At 50.7% G+C, this 19,119-nt stretch carries 14 protein-coding genes; 4 read left to right on the top strand and 10 right to left on the bottom strand.

Annotated features, from left to right (window positions below; all coding sequences use genetic code 11):
• The first annotated feature begins 46 nt into the window (after positions 1-46).
• Together AKG35_RS02300 and AKG35_RS02295 are read left to right on the top strand one after the other, a co-directional pair.
• Positions 47-559, top strand: coding sequence for a hypothetical protein (locus AKG35_RS02300; RefSeq protein WP_011129811.1), 513 nt, complete (start codon positions 47-49; stop codon positions 557-559).
• Between the two features lie 20 nt (positions 560-579).
• Positions 580-1,665, top strand: coding sequence for a hypothetical protein (locus AKG35_RS02295; protein WP_011129810.1), 1,086 nt, complete (start codon positions 580-582; stop codon positions 1,663-1,665).
• Positions 1,666-2,508: 843 nt separating this feature from the next.
• On the opposite strand, the gene AKG35_RS02285 is transcribed toward AKG35_RS02295, so the two are convergent.
• The 7 genes from AKG35_RS02285 to thrS all read right to left on the bottom strand — a co-directional run bounded on the left by AKG35_RS02285 (position 2,509) and on the right by thrS (position 14,238).
• Positions 2,509-4,110 carry a permease gene (locus AKG35_RS02285; protein ID WP_011129809.1) on the bottom strand — a complete coding sequence of 534 codons (1,602 nt, stop codon included), beginning with the start codon at positions 4,108-4,110 and terminating at the stop codon, positions 2,509-2,511.
• A 436-nt stretch (positions 4,111-4,546) separates the two neighbouring features.
• Positions 4,547-6,037, bottom strand: a complete 1,491-nt coding sequence (locus tag AKG35_RS02280) for a hypothetical protein (protein WP_011129808.1) — start codon at positions 6,035-6,037, stop codon at positions 4,547-4,549.
• A 4-nt stretch (positions 6,038-6,041) separates the two neighbouring features.
• The gene (locus tag AKG35_RS02275; RefSeq protein WP_011129807.1) at positions 6,042-8,189 is read right to left on the bottom strand and encodes a M3 family metallopeptidase; all 2,148 of its coding nucleotides are present in this window, start codon (positions 8,187-8,189) and stop codon (positions 6,042-6,044) included.
• A 3-nt stretch (positions 8,190-8,192) separates the two neighbouring features.
• Positions 8,193-9,764: an NAD(P)H-quinone oxidoreductase subunit 4 gene (locus AKG35_RS02270; RefSeq protein WP_011129806.1), complete on the bottom strand. Its 1,572-nt coding sequence runs from the start codon at positions 9,762-9,764 to the stop codon at positions 8,193-8,195.
• Between the two features lie 56 nt (positions 9,765-9,820).
• Positions 9,821-10,771 (bottom strand): homoserine kinase, encoded by a 951-nt coding sequence (gene thrB / locus AKG35_RS02265; protein ID WP_011129805.1) that lies wholly within the window; start codon positions 10,769-10,771, stop codon positions 9,821-9,823.
• Between the two features lie 14 nt (positions 10,772-10,785).
• Positions 10,786-11,847 carry a glucokinase gene (gene glk / locus AKG35_RS02260; protein WP_011129804.1) on the bottom strand — a complete coding sequence of 354 codons (1,062 nt, stop codon included), beginning with the start codon at positions 11,845-11,847 and terminating at the stop codon, positions 10,786-10,788.
• A 468-nt stretch (positions 11,848-12,315) separates the two neighbouring features.
• Positions 12,316-14,238, bottom strand: a complete 1,923-nt coding sequence (thrS, locus tag AKG35_RS02255; protein ID WP_011129803.1) for a threonine--tRNA ligase — start codon at positions 14,236-14,238, stop codon at positions 12,316-12,318.
• A 378-nt stretch (positions 14,239-14,616) separates the two neighbouring features.
• Here thrS and AKG35_RS13160 point away from each other — a divergent pair, with 378 nt between their 5' ends.
• Positions 14,617-14,757, top strand: coding sequence for a hypothetical protein (locus AKG35_RS13160; RefSeq protein ID WP_162009609.1), 141 nt, complete (start codon positions 14,617-14,619; stop codon positions 14,755-14,757).
• A gap of 192 nt (positions 14,758-14,949) precedes the next feature.
• Here the strand turns inward: AKG35_RS13160 and AKG35_RS02250 are convergent, their stop codons facing one another.
• The 3 genes from AKG35_RS02250 to AKG35_RS02240 form a co-directional block, all read right to left on the bottom strand.
• Positions 14,950-15,555: a glycoside hydrolase family 24 protein gene (locus tag AKG35_RS02250; RefSeq protein ID WP_052646214.1), complete on the bottom strand. Its 606-nt coding sequence runs from the start codon at positions 15,553-15,555 to the stop codon at positions 14,950-14,952.
• A gap of 320 nt (positions 15,556-15,875) precedes the next feature.
• A complete protein-coding gene (trpS, locus tag AKG35_RS02245) occupies positions 15,876-16,889 on the bottom strand; it encodes a tryptophan--tRNA ligase (protein ID WP_011129801.1) in 1,014 nt (337 codons plus the stop codon).
• A 3-nt stretch (positions 16,890-16,892) separates the two neighbouring features.
• Positions 16,893-17,495, bottom strand: a complete 603-nt coding sequence (locus AKG35_RS02240) for a hypothetical protein (protein ID WP_011129800.1) — start codon at positions 17,493-17,495, stop codon at positions 16,893-16,895.
• Positions 17,496-17,715: 220 nt separating this feature from the next.
• Here AKG35_RS02240 and AKG35_RS02235 point away from each other — a divergent pair, with 220 nt between their 5' ends.
• On the top strand, positions 17,716-19,083 hold the full coding sequence (locus AKG35_RS02235) for a YcjF family protein (protein ID WP_011129799.1): 1,368 nt from the start codon (positions 17,716-17,718) through the stop codon (positions 19,081-19,083).
• The last annotated feature ends 36 nt before the right edge of the window (positions 19,084-19,119 follow it).

Raw genomic sequence — 19,119 nt, 5'->3', positions numbered from 1 at the left:
TGCTCTTCTGCAGGTCTTAAGCGGACTCAGCCAAGGCCTTGATTCCATGGCCGAAGTACTGCTTAAAATGGAGGCTGGAGTTGAATTGTTGCTGGCAGTTGGCCTTTCAATGTCAGCAGCACATTTCTTTTCTCTCCTTGCTAATCGTTTAGGCCCTGTTCAAATTGCCGTGCATTTATTATTTGACGCGCTAGGCCTAAGCCTAGCTTTTCTATTGGGGATTCTCTGTGACAGCTTGATCCTTACTTCTCTAAAGGATGTACCTTTACATCCGATTACTTTTGCGAACAATATACTACCAGCAATTTGGCCAGGATTATTTTATACTCTTGCCGGAGCTCCTTATATTAGTGATCTAATTGCTATAACACTTTTCGCATGGATTCACCTCAATGTAGTTGTTTTATTAAAAGCTATTTATGGTATACCTCTCCAGCAAGGCTTGGTCATGGCCCTTCCTGGTTTTGCCTTGGCACTTGTTTTAATTGCGCTCTTGTTCGCTCAGAGGTGGAAATCAAGTTACGCCCAACTAGCAAGAGAAGTGGCTCTTAATCATTGAGTTGGATCTAATCTGAGATCATGACTAAGACTAGATCTTCGCTTCGCCATCATCGTGAGCTGCTGCTTACAAGCCGCAGGACAGTTGTTGTTTTGATGCTGGCCTTAGCCACCCTTTTGTTCCTGTGCTTAGCTGTGATTCGTCGCGATGCTATTGCATTAGTAACCAGCGAATCGATTGATGAGCTCCTTAAGCTTGCGGCACTTCTGGTGATCATCTTGGTCCCTCTGTCAGGTATTTATTCAGTGATGCTTGACTTTGTCTTTTGGGAAGGGTGGCTTGATGGTCTTCCTAACCCAAGTCATCTATTTTCTGAACGATCCCCGGACATTTCTGGACATCGACATTACATCATTTACCTGGATGGCATTCATCAAAGTGAAGAAGACCATCCTCCACGGGTGAGTCGATTCCTCTCGCAACTAGAAGAAGGAATTGATCATGAGTCTATTTTAGTCAAAGGCATTGAGGCTTACACAATCATGCCTGTTGCACTGCGTTCAGATTCATACAGCCAGTGGTTCTGGCGAAGGTTATTTTCTCTACAAGAGCATCATCCCAATTCATTAGTTCGTTTTCTAAGCGCCTTTTGTGTACAAGCCAATAATGTGATCAAAGTGGGAATTTCCTCTGACCGCCGTTATGGCCCGGTGATGAATTATGAGCTTGCCTTGAAAATCGCCCGACGTCTTGAATCGCTTGGCTTCCATCCCAGTAAAGCTGTGCGCCTGGTATTAGTGGGTTACAGCGGAGGAGGAGAGATGGCTATTGGGACAGCGGAGATCTTGCAACAACTTTGTCGTGTTCCAGTACAAGTGATCACTGTCTGTGGAGTGTTCAGTGGGAATGGCGCTTTAGAAGAGATCAATCGTGTGGCTATGGTCGTTGGCGGGAAAGACCCTGTTGCGGCTCTTGGTCAAGTGGCTTACCCAGGGCGTTCTCCACTGTTGCCATTGTCAAACTGGAATCGATGGCAACGCAAAAGGAAGCTGACTCGCTATGAAATTTCCGGCATGAACCATTGTGGTCACTCAGGACCATTCAGTGATGATTTCAGCTCTAAAGTCGTTGATGCAATTTGTTGTGAACTATGTATGACCAGATAAGCGCCTATAAATTCAGTCTTTACATGGTTTTTTTTCGCATTAATACAAGTTGTTAGTACGACCAGACTTGCACACAATGATTGAAATTCTTAGCGAAGAAACTAGTCAACATGTTAGCCAACTAAGCCACAACCTCCCAGCCTTCTATCCCCTCATAAAGATATCTCTTGCGACTCCAAAAGCCCCTGAAGACTTAGCTGCAGACAATAAAGGCCGCCAAAACCTTTCTAATGAAGCACTGAAAGGCGTAGCTGGTGAAACTCTTTCGGTGGCTGGGGCAGGTTAACTGTTCAATGTGTCCTCTCTATTGGCAAAACGAATCCATGTTTCTAGAATTCCACTACCGCACTAAGAAGTGCCTACCATTTTCCAGGATAAGATCTAGGGGATCAATGATGTTGTATTTCATAGAGATAAGTAAATAATTTACAATCATAGGGTGGCTAGGTTTACTTTGATCTTGGCATTTGAACACTCATCCCAAGCGGTGTGCTGAAACTATCTCAAACTTAAAAGTAATTACTTAACACTATAAATTCAGCCATCAATGTCTTGGCTCTAAACCAATACTTACAATCCCTCAAGCCTAATATCAGCATCTTCATTCAAAACTCTTTCTCTCATGACTCCACCAATAACATTCTCAAGGTTATTATCAGAGAAGATCTGCCTCCCTTCCACTGGGATCGAGTCATTCTCTTAGGCATCAGCCATCGTTGTAAATATTTTTTTGGCATCCATTTTACAAACGAAGAGGCGTGACATGTAGCAGTCGGGCAGAATTGATCCAGTGGTTTTACCTACGCTCATTTCATTAACTTATGCATTTTGAAAACAGTTTTGTCAACTAGAAATCAATCTGCGCTGATGCAAACCGGCGAGCATGAACACAACTGCCATTAGTAGATAGCCCGTTGCCCAGGAGCTACCAACTCCCCAGCCAAGCTCCAGAACAGTATCGGCCTGGGTGAATCGCCAAGCGTGGATGATCCCAATCCATGAGGCTGCAGATGCGAGGAAAGAAGTAAAGCTTGCTGCTAAAAGGCGTTGTTCGATCACATAAACCAACATTGCCGCTAGCAGCATGGCGGTAATAATTTGTCCTTGCTCAAGGGCAAAAGCACCACTTGCCCATACATCAGCTTCTTGAAGCCTTCCTAATAAAGCTGAATTAAAAGGTTCTGAATTGCTTCCGGCTCCTCCTGCGCGCAAACCAGCCTTGATCAGTGATGCACCCCATCCTGCTAATCCAGGAAGCAGGCCAAGAGCTACTGCCGGTGCATGGGTGCTGGGAGTGGCTTGAAAGGCTTGAGCAGCAATCACGATGCCGATATAGAGCACGATCGCCATGCCTGCCTCAATAGGTACCAACTCTGCGACCAAACCAAAAACACCTAGAAGACAAGCGCTACCCATTACCAAGCCATTTAGCCAGGAATAGCCAATGCGAGCCCCCATTTCCTTCCAGGCTGGATGGCCGATATAAATGGTTGTAGGAAAACAAGACCCCAGACCTGCGGCAGCCATTGTGCCAATGCCATCGATCAGTAAAGAGCTTCGAACGCAATAACGATCACCTGCCGCCTCTGCGCTTTCGATGTTTTGAAGAGATCCCAGCACGTTGAATAGGCCCATTGGCACAATCACCCCTAGCCAGGGCAGCAGCTGGCCACGAGCATTCCAAAGATTGGCGATTTCTAGGTGAGGAAGGCGCAAGCCAATCTGACTTGCTTCCTGACTCCAACGGCTAGCGTCGCTATCGATTAATCCAGTACTCCAAGCAAGCCCCACGCCAATAACAACAGCAAGCAAGCCACCAGGAATGGGCAATCGCAAGCGTCCGTAATAGGTGACCAGAACAATTGCTAGTACTGTCAGCCCCACTACAGGTTGGGCATAGGTACGCAGCAGAAAGCCAAGGGCGATGTAGCCAAGAGCAATGCCGGCGAGAGTGGCAAGTAATGCAGCCCTAGGCAGCCAGCGACGCAGTACCCCTGCTGTAAAAGCCCCTACTGTTTCGATCAGCCCTGAGCCCAGGCAAGCCACCATCCCTGCTTGCCAGGAAAGGCGAACAGCACTTGCCTCATCCATTCCCTGGCCCAATGCGGTGAGTTTCACAGGGAGCATTACCAAAAACACATACGCAAACAGGCTCACGGTGTTGATTCCGTAGGGCAGAGCTGTCCGATCACTACGTTTTTCGATGCTGGCAAGTTGATGAGCCTGATGCGCGTAGGCAAGGTTGCCTATCAGCAGGCTTATTCCTGTGGCAGGAAGGATTGTGCCGAAAACTAATTCATTCGGATAGCCGAGCACGTTGCGGCATAAGGCAATTATCAAGAGGACTTGAATCAAGTTATCGAGGCCAAGTCCTAGGAATCCGTCGACATCTCCACGGACAAACCATTGCGGCCTCCAGTGCTTCTGCTTGAGATCTGAATGCATGGCAGTTGGGTAAGACCAGTTCAATCATGTCTTGCTACTTCCTGATGATGCAAGACAACGTCTTTTCAAAAGAGCCTTGCTTGTTAAGTAGGAGGCAGTTCGAGTGGACGATTTATGCTTTTTCAAGCTTCATGTCTGCTTAGTTAGCACGTGTACTTTTCGCATGCACGATTCCCTTGATTGAATTGCTTTAGCTTCTTTTAGGTATTAAAGGCTTAAATGAACTTGATGCTTAACCAATTCTATGCATCATGATCAAAAGCATCTACTTTGATTTCTCGTGACTAAGAAGCTTGATGAAATCCCCCCAGAGCAAAGTCGTTCTTTCGATAGGCTTGTTAACTTCACTGATGTGGCAGTAGATCATCTGCTTGGCATTGACTCGCTCGGCTTCCGGTTGATCTATCTATAACTGAAAACGTGCATTGGCATCGCTTTAGAGATCCACTTCGCCGTTGAGGTTCCTCACAAGAGCAAATGGACTGTGGCTGGGTTGACAGCTTAAAAGCCTCTGCATTGCCTCTAATCGTGCAGAGCCTTGCAGGCTCAGATCCTGGTGCAACGTGTCAAGGCCCCATCGGTAGCGATCTACCACACTAGTGTTGATACAAAAACCCTGATCAAGAAGGATGTCGAGGCTACGGCGTAGTCGTTCTCGCCATATTCCTCCGAGTGTCAGTGGAAATAAATGGGTAGAGCCGTTAAGGCATTGCTCCAGTAGTGCTGTTGAATCAATGCAATAGCCCAGGGCTCCATACCCCCCTAGATGTAGCTTTTGCGAGCTTGCCTCCATATTGTGCACCGCTGCGATTAATTCGGTGATCTCTATTGCATCGGCGAGGCGTTGCTGTGTCAATGGCTGACTGGGGTACGCGACTGTTCCATTGTGGCGATCGTTCTGCCAGGGACGATGCAGGTCGTTCATCGCAGTCCAGCCATTCACGCCTTCTATATCCTGGCAATACTGCAGTAAAATGGAATCATTGCCCTGTGGTTGCAGTTCAAGCTCGAAGCTGCAATGCGGCAACAAGCTGAGAATCTCCTGGTTGCGATCATCCTCTAGACCCGTGCGATATGGAATCGCCAAAGGGACCTGAAACCATCTCCCGCTTTCATTGGCTTGGCTAGCTCCCAGGCCGAAGCTGGCCACACTGGCTCTAATTCGTCCGCAACAGTGCCAACCCTGTCGGTTCAGCAACTCAATCAGTTGACGTCCTGAGGATAGCCCCTCGAATAAGAAAGGTTCCGAGGGATGCAATGCCTCTGGTAGACGATTGGCAGCGAGGCAATTGAGCACCTGAGCCATGAGCTCATTCATGCGTTGAGAAGACTCGTTCTGAAGCATGACCAACCCCTCGTTGTGCCAGACCAGGCCACTACCGAGTGCCGTGAGGCCTTTCCCTAAAGCGGTTGGAGCAAGCTGTTTCGGGTCAGAAAATGCATCACTAGTGATTGGCTGGTTGGCCAGTAATCGACAGTTCTTTAAATTGCACGGCACCCCCACACCATGTCCTGGCTTTAAGGCAACTGAGGGTTGGCGCCAGAGTTCCAGGGCACTGGGCGGTTCGTTCTCCCGAATCGGCAGCAGATGCTGTAGGTCATCAGCCAACGCTGCCAACAGCAGAGGGCTTAGCAAACCATCTTCTAATAGGGTTGCAATCCCTCGTAGAAGTTCAGGAAGAACGGCCGGGGCCATCCTCCAGCCTCTCGGCAGCATTCCTATCAGTGGGATTAAACGGCGATGATCGAGATCACGCAACAACTCACTTAGCAATTGTTCTCGGCTTATGCCGCGACGCAAGCTGCTTGTTTCAAGCACCTCCTCAAGTGCAATCAGTGGTGCCGTGTGGATATCGTCATGCTCGTCTTGGCCCCAGCTTTGTGATAACGCTAGGGGGTTCAGAGAGTGCGGTATCTCTTCAGCCATCTCCTCACTGATCCGCAGCGCTTGCGGCTAAGCCGGAATGGCGAATCAATGCCTCAGTGGTCGCTGGTCGTCCACGGAATTGCTCATAGACGTCTGCTGGGGAATGGCTACCTCCCAAACTGAGAACTGTGTCGCGAAAGCGAGCGCCAGTGAGTCGAACTTGATCTTCAAGTTCCAGACCAGCTTCCTCAAAGGCAGCAAAGGCATCAGCACTAAGAACTTCTGCCCACTTGTAGGAGTAGTACCCGGCGGAATAACCACCGGCGAAGATGTGGCCAAAGCTACAGAGGAATTGATCTTCGGCGATCGGAAGCATCACCGTGGTGGTCTGAGCAATCTGACGGCGCAGCTGATCTGGGGTCACGCCGAGATCTGGTGTCCAGCAACTATGCAAACGCAGATCAGTGAGAGCGAAATGCACCTGGCGCAGAGTTGCCAAACCGGCATTAAAGGTGCGGCTGGAGCGCAATTTTGCGAACTCCTCCTCCGGAAGCGGTTCGCCAGTACGCCAGTGACGTGCCATCCCCATCAACGTGGTGCGATCGAGGCACCAGTTCTCCATGAACTGGCTAGGCAGTTCCACTGCGTCCCATTCCACGTTGTTGATTCCTGCAGCCTGTGGATACTCAACGGTCGTGAGCATGTGCTGAAGGCCATGGCCGAACTCATGGAACAAAGTCTCCACCTCATCGAAGCTCATCAGACTTGGCGTCTCTGCTTGCGGTGGAGTCTGGTTACAAATCAAATAGGCCACAGGAAGAATCGATTGGCCCTCGAGGCTTTTGCTGCGTGTCAGGCATTCGTCCATCCATGCCCCCCCTCGCTTGCTGGCTGGTCGGCTATAGGGATCGAGGTAGAACGCTGCCAGGTCAGAACCATTGGCATTCAACACCCGGAAATAACGCACGTCTTGATGCCAGATCGGAGCCTCGCCGTCGGCACTTTGAATGCGAATGCCAAAAAGACGTTCACAAAGTCCGAACAAACCTTCCAAAACCTGTGGCAGGGGAAACCAAGGGCGCAGCGCTTCTTGATCAAGGTCAAAGCGCTCTTGCCTCAGCCGTTCAGCCCAGAAGTTCACATCCCATGGTTTGAGCTGGCTGGCCTCTGGAGCTCCATGTTTTTTGGCACAGGCCTCGAGCTCAATTAACTCCTTTTGGGCTGCGGGTAAAGCGGCAGCACGCAACTCATCAAGCAACTGCTCGACGGCCTCAACGCCCTCGGCCATTTTGCTGGCCAGGCTGAGTTCAGCCCAGTTCCTGTAGCCAAGCCTTTGAGCTTGCTCAAGCCGAAGGCTTAGCAGCTCTTCAATCAATGGTTGATTGTTTAACTCACCTGCACTCGCTCTACTCACATGAGCCTTGTAGAGCGTTTCACGTAGCCCTCGATCTTTTGCATGGGTGATGAAGGGGATGTAGCGGGGCATATCTAGACCTAATCGCCAGGGACCCTGCTCCGCTGTAGGTTCTCCACCGTCTTCTCGGTGATCTCCGGCTTGCTTGGCTGCTAAGGACAAAACCTCCAAGGCCCTCTGCGGCAGTCCTTCAACTTGTGCTGATCGATTGAGGAGCAGGCTCCATCCCTGGGTTGCATCCAGGACGTGATTGCTGAAGCAGGTCGACAGCTCGGCCAGTTGTTCACTGGTTGTATTAAAAGCCTGCTGTGCGTCGTCATCGAGACCCACGCCTCGTTGATCCATGGAGAGTAATTCCGCGTTCAAAATCCGCTGTTGAGTCGAATCCAGCAATGGCCTTGAGGTCTGGTCTTTAAGCCGGCGCAGGGCACGATGAAGTGTTTGGCTTTGGCCCATAAGGTTTCCAAAGCGCACCACCTCTGGTTCTTGTGCAGCGTGAGCTTGCCGTAATTCGGAGGTATTGCAGACGCCGTTGAGATGGGATACGACTCCCCAGCTCCAACGCAATTGCTCTTGCAGCCGATGCAGAGGAGACATGACTTGTTCCCAATTAATGCTCTTGCCAGACACCAAAACTTTGTCTATGTCTTGTTCCAGCCGGCTGAATTGTTTGTTAAGAGCACAGAGAAGTTCAGGCATGTGATCCTGAACTTGTTGAGCAGTAATGGCAGTGAAGTTTGGGATTCCTTCACCCTGGAGGAGGGCTGATGACTTTATTTCGTTCACAGCAACAGGCATTATTCAGCCAAGGGGTAGCAGGGAACCTTGGGCTGCCAAGCTATGGCTAATCAGTCGATCAGCGAGAGCATTGGTTGAAGCCTCATAGAGATCGATGGCGACTCGAGGCCAAAATCCGATCACCAACGTGGGCACAATCAAACTGAGCCCAATGGTCAGCTCTCTGGGGTTGATGTCTTCGATCATTGCAAGGGCGGGAATCCTGGGGCCAAAAAAGACCCGTCGACACATCGACAGCAAATAGACGGGGGTAAGCACCAGTCCAATCGCCGCCAGCACGATCGTGATAACCCTGAATATTGAAGTGAATCCTTCCTGACTAATGATGCCGAGGAAGACGGTGATTTCACTGACAAAGCCGCTCATTCCTGGCAGGGCGAGGGAAGCCAGAGAGCTGGCCAAGAAAAAAGCGAAGGTGATTGGCAAGACCTTGGCCAGGCCACCCATATTGGGGATGGAGAGGGTCTGCGTGCGTTCGTAGAACGTTCCTGTGACGAAAAACATGGCTGCTGCAATCAGGCCATGGCTGATCATCTGCAGCATGGCCCCACTGATCCCGAGAGCATCGATCGCGCCGATACCCAACAGAACGAAGCCCATGTGGCTCACAGAACTGCAGGCAATTCGTCGTTTCACGTTGTCTTGAGCAAAGGCGTTGAATGCTCCGTAGATGATGTTGACGATCCCAATCACGATCAGGGCCGGCGCTAGCTGAAGATGAGCATCAGGCAGCATTTGCACGTTGAAGCGCAAAAGGGCATAGCCACCCATCTTTAGGAGTACCCCTGCCAGCAGCATCGACACTGGTGCGTTGGCTTCTCCATGGGCATCTGGCAGCCAGGTGTGGAGAGGAAACATCGGTAGCTTTACGCCAAAGCCCACCAGAAAGCCCAGATAACAGAGCAGTCCAAGGCTGCCTTCTGGAGATCGATTCGCCAGCTCAGTGAGGTTGAGCGTGAACTCACCACCCGAAAGTGCCAGAGCAAGTCCGCTGATCAGAATCAGTAAAGACGCTAGAGCGGTGTAGAGAATGAATTTGGTGGCGGCATATAGACGTCTGCTTCCGCCCCAGATGGCAATTAACAGGTAGACCGGAACCAGCTCTAGTTCCCAAGCAAGAAAGAACAGCAGGAAATCTTGAGAGAGGAAAACCAGCCCCTGGGCAGAAGCCTGAACCAACAACAGGGCGAAATAAAGCCTTGTCTTGCTTTGCACCTTCCAGCTAGCTGCCACGGCAAGAAGAGTGATCAGCCCGCTAAGCACAACCAGAGGAGCCGAAAGGCCGTCTGCTCCTAGCGACCACTCCAGGCCGATGAAGGGAATCCAGCTAACCCGTTCAACCAGCTGAAGCCCTCCATCCTGACCATCAAACATGCGGCTAAATACAACCAGCATGAGCACGAAATCCACCAGCAGAAAGACCAGTGCAAAATTGCGTGGTGCCTGAGAGTTACTTGTTTCATTCTTTGGCAACAGAGGCATCAGCAGGGCACCCATTGCCGGCAGCAACACGATCAGGGAAAGCCAGGGAAATGAGGCCTGGGACGCAGCCGTCAGCGGCAAATTGGCGTCCATGGCAGGCAAGAGAATGCGAAGGAACTGATCAACCCCGGGCGGGCGCTTGAGTATATCTACTCATCCTCAATCTGAGGTTGCCAGTGGCTTCCTCCTGACTGAATGCTAAGCAGTGGAGCCCTACTTGCTACACCCTCGGCCTCCCAAGCTTTTACCATTGCCTGACTGACTGCTTGCCCTTTATCCTCAGGGCAAAGAGCCAGCACGCTGGGGCCAGCTCCGCTGATGGCACAACCCCAGGCACCGGCATTCAGAGCCGCATCGCGAACATCCAAACCACCTTTGATTAATGGCCAGCGATAGGGCTCATGCAGTCGATCGTGCATCCCATCTGTGATCAGGTCGCCGTTTCCTGTCCGCAGTCCCTGCAGCAGGAGCGTAAGGGCACCAAGGTTTTCTACGGCATCGCTGATCGGGATGTCTTTAGGCATGGCGCGCCTTGCCTCGCTCGTGCTTAGGCGAATAGAGGGGATTGCTACAACGGCTTTCACGGAATTGATCCAGACACAACGAACCACCCGCCAGCGTTGCGAGGCTGCCTTGGCAGTCAAGCAAAGACCTCCCAGAAGAGAAGGAACCACATTGTCGGGATGTCCCTCAATATCAATGGCCAGTTCCAACAGTTTTTCTTTGCTGAGCGGTTCGCCCACCAAGGCATTGGCTCCGACCAACCCTGCCACGATGGCACTGGCACTGCTTCCTAGGCCTCTTGCGGGGGGTACCGCGAGCCTCACTTTGGCTTCTAGTCCCACCGGTTCGAGCCCTGCGGCTTTCCACACCCTCTGGGCGGCGCGATAAATCAGGTTATTGGGCCCACCGCGTAGGTGGCTTCCCTCATTGCCTTCAATAATGAGTTCAAAGCGTCCGCTATCCCCTTCGATCCGCCGCATGGCAAAACGGTTGTTGAGGTCAAGGGCAGCACCAAGGCAGTCGAAGCCAGGGCCAAGGTTGGCTGTGGTGGACGGTACGTCAACCACAATTCTTTGGCCGATACTCGGCTGCGCCATCCCTACTTGTCTACTTAGGTCAGTGTCCCACCTTGCTCAGCAAGCATGTGTGCTCTGCAGGCTGCACTGAACAGGCCCACCTCGGGATCGATCACTGCCATCACTGGCAATTGCTCTAGAAACGGACGGAAGCGCCCCTTGTTGCGGAAGGCTTCAAGAAAGGTGCTTGAGCGAAGACCTTGAAGCTGCTTCGCAGCGGTACCCCCACCCACCCAGAGGCCTCCGACACAGAGTTCCTGCAGAGCTAAATCTCCCGCAGCAGAGCCGTAAGCAGCGAGCCAGAGCTGTAAGGCTTCTTGAAGAATTGAATCGCCTTCGCTTGCGGCTTGACTAGCAAGAGCAGGCAGATCCAAATGGTCGCAATGATCATTAGCACCATGGCGCCAAGCATCGGCCAGACCTCGCAGAGGATGACCATCTGCGTCACTGTGCTGTAGGCGCCAGCGCGCCACGTGTCCCAGGCCCGTTCCACTGACAACACGTTCCAATGAAAGGCGTTCGAGCTGCAAATCGGCCTTGAGCCACTCACAAAGTTGCCACTCGCATTCACTGCGAGGAGCAAATTCACGGTGTCCGCCTTCACTGGGCAGCGCCACCATCCCATCTTTTGTGGGCAGGCCACGGGCCATTCCAAGTCCAGTACCTGCCCCCAGAACTGCAATGGGTCCTTGTGCAGACAAATGCTGCTGTGGACGCTGAAGCTCCACCTGCTGCGCGTCGTTGAGAAAGGGTAGGCCGTAGATCAATACGCCAAAGTCATTAATCAGTTCCAAATGCTTCAGTCCCGTGGCTGAGCAAAGGTCCTTCTCCTTCAGGCTCCAGGGCAGATTGGTGATACGTGCCTCACCATGGCGAACCGATCCTGCAACAGCGATGCAGCCGTTATTGGGTTGCTCCATCTCCCCTGGCAAATGGGCGATGAAGTGGCTCAGCATGGGTTCAAGCGAAGTCCACTGATTGGATAAATACCTCCGCCGGTGCTGTTGCTTGAGTTGCTTTTCGTCCCAGCTATAGAGCGCAAGCAAGGTTTTGGTGCCCCCCAAATCACCTGCCAGAAAGGTTCTCGGGGACGGCATGGTGATGACGAATGAGGCAAAGGGCTTCCCTCAGGCTGCATTGACAGCGAGAGATCTGCAACTTTTACGTTGGATAGATTGCTGATTAGCTCAAGGGATAGTGATTCCCATGCCTAGATCGGTCGGCAAAGACTCATTAACAAGCTCTAATGAGCCCCCACCTGACTTGGCCCTGCTCAACACGGATTGAGATTCCCCACTGGTTTGATTGACGTTTCGCAAGACCAGTCATTTCTTTTGATGGTTGAGTAGTGCTTGCATCGGAGACCATAAAGAAGTTCTGATTCTTCACAGAGCAGAAAGAGCCTGCTCCAACGAGAGAGCCAGAACGACCAACGAGAAGCAATCAGCTTCTCCTATCGCCAGGCCCAATTTGCTATTCAGCTTCTCATCCAGACGGAAGAGAGATTCACTCCAAAGCGAGGTATTCCTCAATTATTATTATCACCTAACTATTGACAACATTTGTCAAGAGACACCTGATCTACCTTTAAGAGCAATTGCTTCATCCAGAAGTGATGTGAAGCCTTTCAAAGGCATACTGCCAAAGTCCTTGCCCTCTCGAGTGCGCACAGCCACCTCTCCACTCTGTTGTTCTTTATCACCAATAATGATTAAAAATGGTACACGCTGAAGAGTATGCTCGCGAACTTTAAAACCAATTTTTTCATTTCTTAAGTCAACTTCAGTTCGATATTCTAGAGCTGATAACTTCTTGCAAATATCCTGACAAGCCTGAGCATTACGGTCTGTAATCCCCATCACTACCACCTGCACAGGTGCTAGCCAAATAGGCAGTCGTCCAGCATAGTGCTCGATCAGAATTCCGATAAAACGTTCAAAAGAACCCAGAATTGCTCGATGCAACATTACTGGTGTTCTGCGCTGGCTGTCTTCTGCTACATAAGATGCTCCCAAACGTTCCGGCATCGAGAAGTCAACCTGGATCGTTCCACATTGCCAAACTCTACCAAGACAGTCTTTTAAAGAAAACTCAATTTTAGGCCCGTAGAATGCACCTTCCCCTGGCAATAAGTCCCATGCAAGACCTTTAGCATCCAATGCATCGGACAAGGCCTTCTCTGATTTGTCCCAGATCTCATCACTACCAACACGCTTTTCGGGCCTGGTTGATAACTTTATAAGCACCGAGTCAAACCCAAATGATCTGTAAACCTCAAAGACTAGATCAATAAACTTAGAAACCTCTTCCTGAACCTGAAGCTCAGTACAAAAGATGTGAGCATCGTCTTGAACAAAATTGCGCACGCGCATGAGACCATGAAGTGAACCCGATGGTTCATTCCTTAAACATGAACCAAACTCTGCCAATCTAATTGGCAGGTCACGGTAACTTTTTAGGCCTTGATTGAAGATCTGTACATGGCAGGGACAATTCATAGGCTTTATGGCATATTCACGATTTTCAGATGTCGTTGTAAACATGTCATCTTTGAACTTCTCCCAATGGCCTGATTTCTCCCATAAGGAGCGGTCTACAACCTGAGGTGTTCGGATTTCTTGGTAGTCATGCAGGCTCAGGGTCTCGCGAATATATTGCTCTAAAACCTGATAAATAGCCCAACCCTTGGCATGCCAGAAAATCATCCCAGGAGCTTCTTCTTGAGTATGAAATAAAGACATTTGCTTGGCGATCCTGCGATGATCGCGCTTTTCAGCTTCTTCAAGGCGCTTGAGATAAGCTTTTAGCTCTTTGGAACTTCCCCAGGCCGTGCCATAGATGCGCTGCAACATTGTTTTATTTGAATCACCTCGCCAATAAGCACCTGATACTTTCATTAATTTGAAAGTGCGCAAATGCCTTGTGTTAGGCACATGTGGACCTCTACACATATCAGTATATTCTTGATGTCGATATAGCTTAATAATTTCATTCTCAGGAATTTCATCTACGATTTCGATCTTGTAGGGCTCGCATCGCTTTTCGAATTCCTTACGAGCCTCTTCCTTTGAAACTATTTCAACATTAACGTCGTAGTCAAGCTTAACCAGCTCTTTCATACGAGCCTCAATCGCTTCCAAGTCTTTAGGAGTAAAAGGATGATCATAGGCAATATCATAATAAAATCCATCTTCAATAACTGGACCAATGGCCATTTTTGCTTCGGGATATAATTGCTTTACGGCATGACCAATCAAGTGAGCGAATGAGTGGCGAATAGTCTCAATTCCATCTTGGTCTTTCGCCGTGATGATATTGACTTCAGAGTCTTTCTCGATAGGGATACAGGTATCAAGCAATACGCCATTGACTCGGCCTGCGATAGCCGCCTTTGCTAATCCAGGCCCAAGGCTTTCGGCCACCTCCATAATGGTTACGGGTTGATCAAACTTCTTTTTATTTCCGTCTGGAAGTGCAATAATAGGCATAGCAAGGAGTTTTCTTTGATGAGTTGAAATAGTGTTCTATTTTATCAGCTATATCACTAGCAATCCTTGCACCTCTGAATGCTGGACTAAAATATTTTGCACATTAGCAACAACGTAGAGGGACTCTACGAAAAAGGAACATTGAATCAAATTTTCTGGCAAGTCCAACAAGCAAAATACCAGCATAGACTTCAATGGGGGCTTGCTTAGATTCGTCAGAGCCATTTCCTACGATCTCAAAATGGTTTTTATACAGACGATCTAACCGCCTAGGCATTTTTGTAGCCGTTCTTGGCTGTCGTGAGCAAAAGATGTTGACATTACCTGCCTACCCCCAGCACACATGGCTTTGATCGTAATCAATCCGAGAGACGCTTGATGCCTAACATTTTCTGCTTAGGGAATGGTCTGTCATGGAATTTGAGCTTTGCTGATAATCCAGCTACCAGCAGGCCCGTCAGCAAAAAAAGTGAGCAAATCGCTTACGGCCCTGATCGCAATGCTCAGGGTCATGGTTGAGGGCATCGACTATGGGCTTTGCTCGTGGCAAGAAAGCTGCCGAGATTGTCTGCTTCTGTTGTGATCGTCATCCTTTTTGGATGTCTCTTTTAGAGAGTGATCCGCAAAGGGAACGCTAGGATTTGGTTGCAATCAAGGGATGTCTTTCGAGTAGAAGCACACAACTTCCTCTGGTTCTGAAGTTAAATGCTTTTAGCTTGCTAAGGCCTGCTGCTGCAGTTGACGCAAATTGGCTGAATAAAATTTTGCCAACTCTGCATGGCTCTTGACTGGCTGTCCATAACTGCTGTTGCCAGCCCAATTAGGAAACGAAGCCCATTCCGGTGCAAGACGAGCCATCGCGGAGTGCGTTAAACCAAGAGAATCTATTTCCTTGAGAGCACCGCGCTTGCTAACCAAGTGCAACGCTGCTTGATCTTGATGTTGTGGTTGGAAATTGGGTAAGTTCAGCTCCTTCGCTACTGCCATCCAAGTTGATGGCATGAATTGATAGGCCCCTGCTGCTGCACTGCTGTAAAACTTCACCACAACTCGATTGGGGTGTTGAGAGAGGTCCTCAAAGACACCCCCTCCAAACATTGTGCGATATCCGAGGTCTTTTCCTTCTTTCCAAGTGCCTTCTGCATAACGGATGGTGTTCAGAAGGGCTCGACGTTCGGGCGTTATTAAATAGTGCAGCTTTTGGCTTTCATTGCTTTGATAAGCAACGTTCACCCTAAAAGCATGTTCTTTAGGTAACTGAATGCGTTCAGCTTGCAAGGTCTGGCCAGTACCCATGAGAACACTCAGACTGATCATGGCGAAAGTTGCCGTGACCCAATTCGAATGATTCGATTGACTTGAAAAGCCAAACTGCAATGGGAACGAGCGAAGCACGTAAACCAACTAAACGGTTTGTCACATTGATCAATACCTCCCCCGTCTGGCGAGATGGTGACTAATACCCTTGACTCACGCAGCAGAGTGTGCATAAGCCTGAAGCTGACATTGACAACAGATCCTGCGTCTCACGAGACCCTTGCTGATGGCTAGAACTCGCTGACTTCAGTGCCACAAGGAGGCCTCGACCATCACTAATCCTCAATGATTAGCCAAGCTTTTCTTTCGGCCTGTATTGATTAGCTGGCTATCAGGAAGCCAAGGGCCTGGCGGACTCGTTGAAGGGTTGCTTGGGCGGTCTCTTCCGCTCTTGTCCTGCCTTGGTCAAGAACTCTGATGAGTTCAATGCGGTCGCCCATGAGTTGTTGATAACGATGCTGTATCGGCTCAAGGGCTGACACCGTGGCGTCGGCCAGCAGAGGCTTGAAGGTTCCCCATCCCATTTCTGCGCATTCTTGGGCAGCTGCGTCTCTTCCGCGGCCGCTAAGAATGGCGTAAATCCCAAGCAGATTGTCAGCCTCTGGGCGGTCTGGGTTGCCAAATTGCAAGCCCATTTGGGGGTCTGTCTTGGCCCGCTTGATTTTTTTTGTGATCAGTTCAGGCGGATCAAGCAGTGTGATACGACTTCCTTCATTGGGGTCACTTTTACTCATCTTGCTGCGGCCATCGCTAAGGCTCATCACTCTTGCCCCCTCTTTAATGATCAGGGGATCTGGAACTTTAAGGACAGGTTTCTCTTCACTACCGAAGCGAGCATTGATGCGCTGCTGAGCGATGTCACGGGCGAGTTCTAAATGTTGTTTCTGGTCTTCGCCCACAGGCACCAAATCAGCGTCATAAAGAAGAATGTCTGCTGCCATCAACACCGGATAGTCCAGCAGTCCCACAGAAACGTTGTCCCCCTGTTTGACTGACTTTTCTTTGAACTGGATCATTCGCTCTAGCCAGTTCAAAGGCGTAACACAGTTCAGCAACCAACAGAGCTCACTGTGGGCGGAAACCTGGCTCTGCACAAAGATGCTGCAGAGATCTGGATCCATCCCACAGGCCAGGTAGAGAGCGGCTGTGGAGAGGGACTCCTCGGCCAAACGTTCTGGATCGTGCGGAACGGTAATGGCATGTAAATCCACGACACAGACATAGGTGTCATGGCTGCTCTGAAGATCTACCCAGTTGCGGATGGCCCCCAACCAGTTACCCAGATGGAGGGCACCAGTCGGCTGGACGCCGGAAAGGACCCGCGGGCGCTGCATTAATCAGCCCTCACTAGGTGCATTGTCAGGTTCATGCTCTATTGCCTGCACTTGTTGAGTTTCAGCAGCCTGGTCCTGCTCTTGCTCTGCTGAGTGCAAGTGTTCGCTTTCAGCAGTCTGGGCCTGTTCTTGAGTTTGTTCTTCAGCTCGGTTTTGTTCACTTTCTAGAGCCTTCTCGGGCTCTTGAACCGATGGTTGAGGCTTGGCTGGCCTTGCGAAAGGATCAGGTCGAGCCCCTCGATGCATTGGCTGTCTGTCTCTATGAGAGCGATCACTACGCGTTCGCTGAGCTCCTTCTTCTCTTCGTCTGCCACCACTTGGGGCCTTGGAACGCTCACTGGCCACCAGTTCGTCCAATTGGCCGTCCTCCAACATCTGGCCAAGGGTGCGCAAGGCAAATCCCAGTACCGCCACTGTGGAGCGCAGTTGAAAGGCTTCCTGCAGGGCTCTGGCAGAGCGCATTTCGTTGTCGCTCAAACGGATACGAAATCCGCCGGCTTCACGGTTCCCAGGACCGCGCCCACCTCGGAATCCAGCCCTTCCGCTCTCCCGGGCACCATCACCATGCCTTTCTTGTCGTTGCGGATCGCTGTAAGAATCAGTCATGGCCTACGGCCTTCAATCAGGCGCAAGTGTGACGCATCGTCGTCTTTCGCGACATGCCTGGGGTTCATGACGGGATTAAATTTTTTTTGATCTTCATCAGAGAAACGCTTCTTTGTGATCCCATTTGGGGAGCCAAATGAACGCAAAGTCTTCTCTCAGCCATTAATTGAACGAAGAAGGTCACGTAGGCTGGTAAGGCTTGCACGACAGGTGGTGCCCCGTGAAGCTTCCAGCCCTACTGATCAATCTTGTGCCTCGCTCCCCTGCCTTAATTGGCCGGGTAGCACTCATCACAGGATCCTTCGTCCTCGGTCAGTGGGTCTTCACTGATGTGATTCATCTGCCTGGCGGTGGTCTTGGCTTGATGGTTGCTGGTGCGGGCGTCTGGTGGTTGTCAAGGCCCTCAATACCGGCCCGTTTTGATGCACCAGATTCTGTGCAGGGCTGGATCCGTCGCTGCAAAGAGGTCCTTGATCAGTTTGAGGACCTAGAAGAGGGTGAGGACGATGTGGTTGCGCTTCGCCAACAGCGCAGCGAGGCCCTTGATGCCGTTCTACAGCGTTCCGAACCTCAAAAAGTTTCTTTTGTGAATTCCGGAGAGGGTTCTCTTGAGGATCATCCCGATGTTCAGACAGCCATTGCAGGATCCACTCCACTGAGCATCAGCTGGGCGCGGCCTCTCTCTCAGACAGGCGAGTCTTGGGTCTGGCCCGCAGCTCTACAAGAGCAGGATGTCTTGCTCTATGTCTTACCTTTGCCGTTGATGGCAGCAGACCTTCTTTGGTTAGAGAGGGTGCCAGCCAATCAACCCATCTGGCTGATCGTCTCTTGGCAAGATTCATCTACTTGGGTCGATCAGCTGCAGGCACTTCAAGCTCAGTTGCCACAACGCTTGAGCGGACAGGTGCTTCGTTGGACAGGCAATCAAGACGATCTTTCAGAAGCCCTTGCGCCGGTGAGACGTCTGTTAGAGCACCCTCAGCGAAATCTTGAGATCACGCGTAAGCGCTTGTTGGGCAGTCTGCACCGCAATTGGCAAGCCGAGTTAGAGCAACTTCGCAGGCAGAAGTTCCTTGGACTACAACAGCGCACTCAATGGTTGGTTGCAGGAGCTGTTTTTGCCTCTCCTTTACCCACAACGGATCTTCTAGCCGTGGCTGTGGTCAACGGCTTGATGATTAAAGAAATGGCGGGGATTTGGAAGTGTTCCTTGAAGCCAGAGGTTCTGCAGTTGGCAGCTCGCCAGTTGGCTGGGGCGGCTCTAGCCCAGGGAGTGGTGGAGTGGAGTGGCCAAGCTCTATTGGGCGTAGCCAAACTTGACGGCAGCAGCTGGCTTGCAGCGGGTACTGTTCAGGCGCTCAGCGCTGCTTACCTAACCCGTGTTGTTGGACGCTCAATGGCCGATTGGCTGGCATTGAACAGTGGCGTTGCTGAGCCGGATTTGGAAGCCTTAAAGATTCAGGCACCGCTGCTGGTTGCTAAGGCTGCAGAGCAGGAACGTCTCGATTGGTCAAGCTTTTCACAACAGGGAATCAGCTGGATCAAGGAGTTGGCTCGCCAACCAGGCGCCTCGCCGAACCCTGCGTAGTGCGCAAGCAAACTTCATGAAGTTTGCTTGCGCACT

Origin of the sequence: Prochlorococcus marinus str. MIT 9313, from assembly GCF_000011485.1 — a bacterium.
Lineage (GTDB): Bacteria > Cyanobacteriota > Cyanobacteriia > PCC-6307 > Cyanobiaceae > Prochlorococcus > Prochlorococcus marinus_D.
Note: the sequence above shows the minus strand (reverse complement) of the source record. Positions and strands in the feature narration are given on the sequence as shown.

Excerpts from the sequence above, each read along its gene's own strand:
- AKG35_RS02250 (WP_052646214.1), bottom strand. The coding sequence starts at position 15,555 with ATGATCAGTCTGAGTGTTCTCATGGGTACTGGCCAGACCTTGCAAGCT.
- AKG35_RS02240 (WP_011129800.1), bottom strand. The coding sequence starts at position 17,495 with ATGACTGATTCTTACAGCGATCCGCAACGACAAGAAAGGCATGGTGAT.
- thrS (WP_011129803.1), bottom strand. The coding sequence starts at position 14,238 with ATGCCTATTATTGCACTTCCAGACGGAAATAAAAAGAAGTTTGATCAA.
- AKG35_RS13160 (WP_162009609.1), top strand. The coding sequence starts at position 14,617 with ATGCCTAACATTTTCTGCTTAGGGAATGGTCTGTCATGGAATTTGAGC.
- trpS (WP_011129801.1), bottom strand. The coding sequence starts at position 16,889 with ATGCAGCGCCCGCGGGTCCTTTCCGGCGTCCAGCCGACTGGTGCCCTC.
- AKG35_RS02270 (WP_011129806.1), bottom strand. The coding sequence starts at position 9,764 with ATGGACGCCAATTTGCCGCTGACGGCTGCGTCCCAGGCCTCATTTCCC.
- AKG35_RS02300 (WP_011129811.1), top strand. The coding sequence starts at position 47 with ATGGCCGAAGTACTGCTTAAAATGGAGGCTGGAGTTGAATTGTTGCTG.
- glk (WP_011129804.1), bottom strand. The coding sequence starts at position 11,847 with ATGCCGTCCCCGAGAACCTTTCTGGCAGGTGATTTGGGGGGCACCAAA.
- thrB (WP_011129805.1), bottom strand. The coding sequence starts at position 10,771 with ATGGCGCAGCCGAGTATCGGCCAAAGAATTGTGGTTGACGTACCGTCC.
- AKG35_RS02275 (WP_011129807.1), bottom strand. The coding sequence starts at position 8,189 with ATGCCTGTTGCTGTGAACGAAATAAAGTCATCAGCCCTCCTCCAGGGT.
- AKG35_RS02280 (WP_011129808.1), bottom strand. The coding sequence starts at position 6,037 with ATGGCTGAAGAGATACCGCACTCTCTGAACCCCCTAGCGTTATCACAA.
- AKG35_RS02285 (WP_011129809.1), bottom strand. The coding sequence starts at position 4,110 with ATGCATTCAGATCTCAAGCAGAAGCACTGGAGGCCGCAATGGTTTGTC.
- AKG35_RS02295 (WP_011129810.1), top strand. The coding sequence starts at position 580 with ATGACTAAGACTAGATCTTCGCTTCGCCATCATCGTGAGCTGCTGCTT.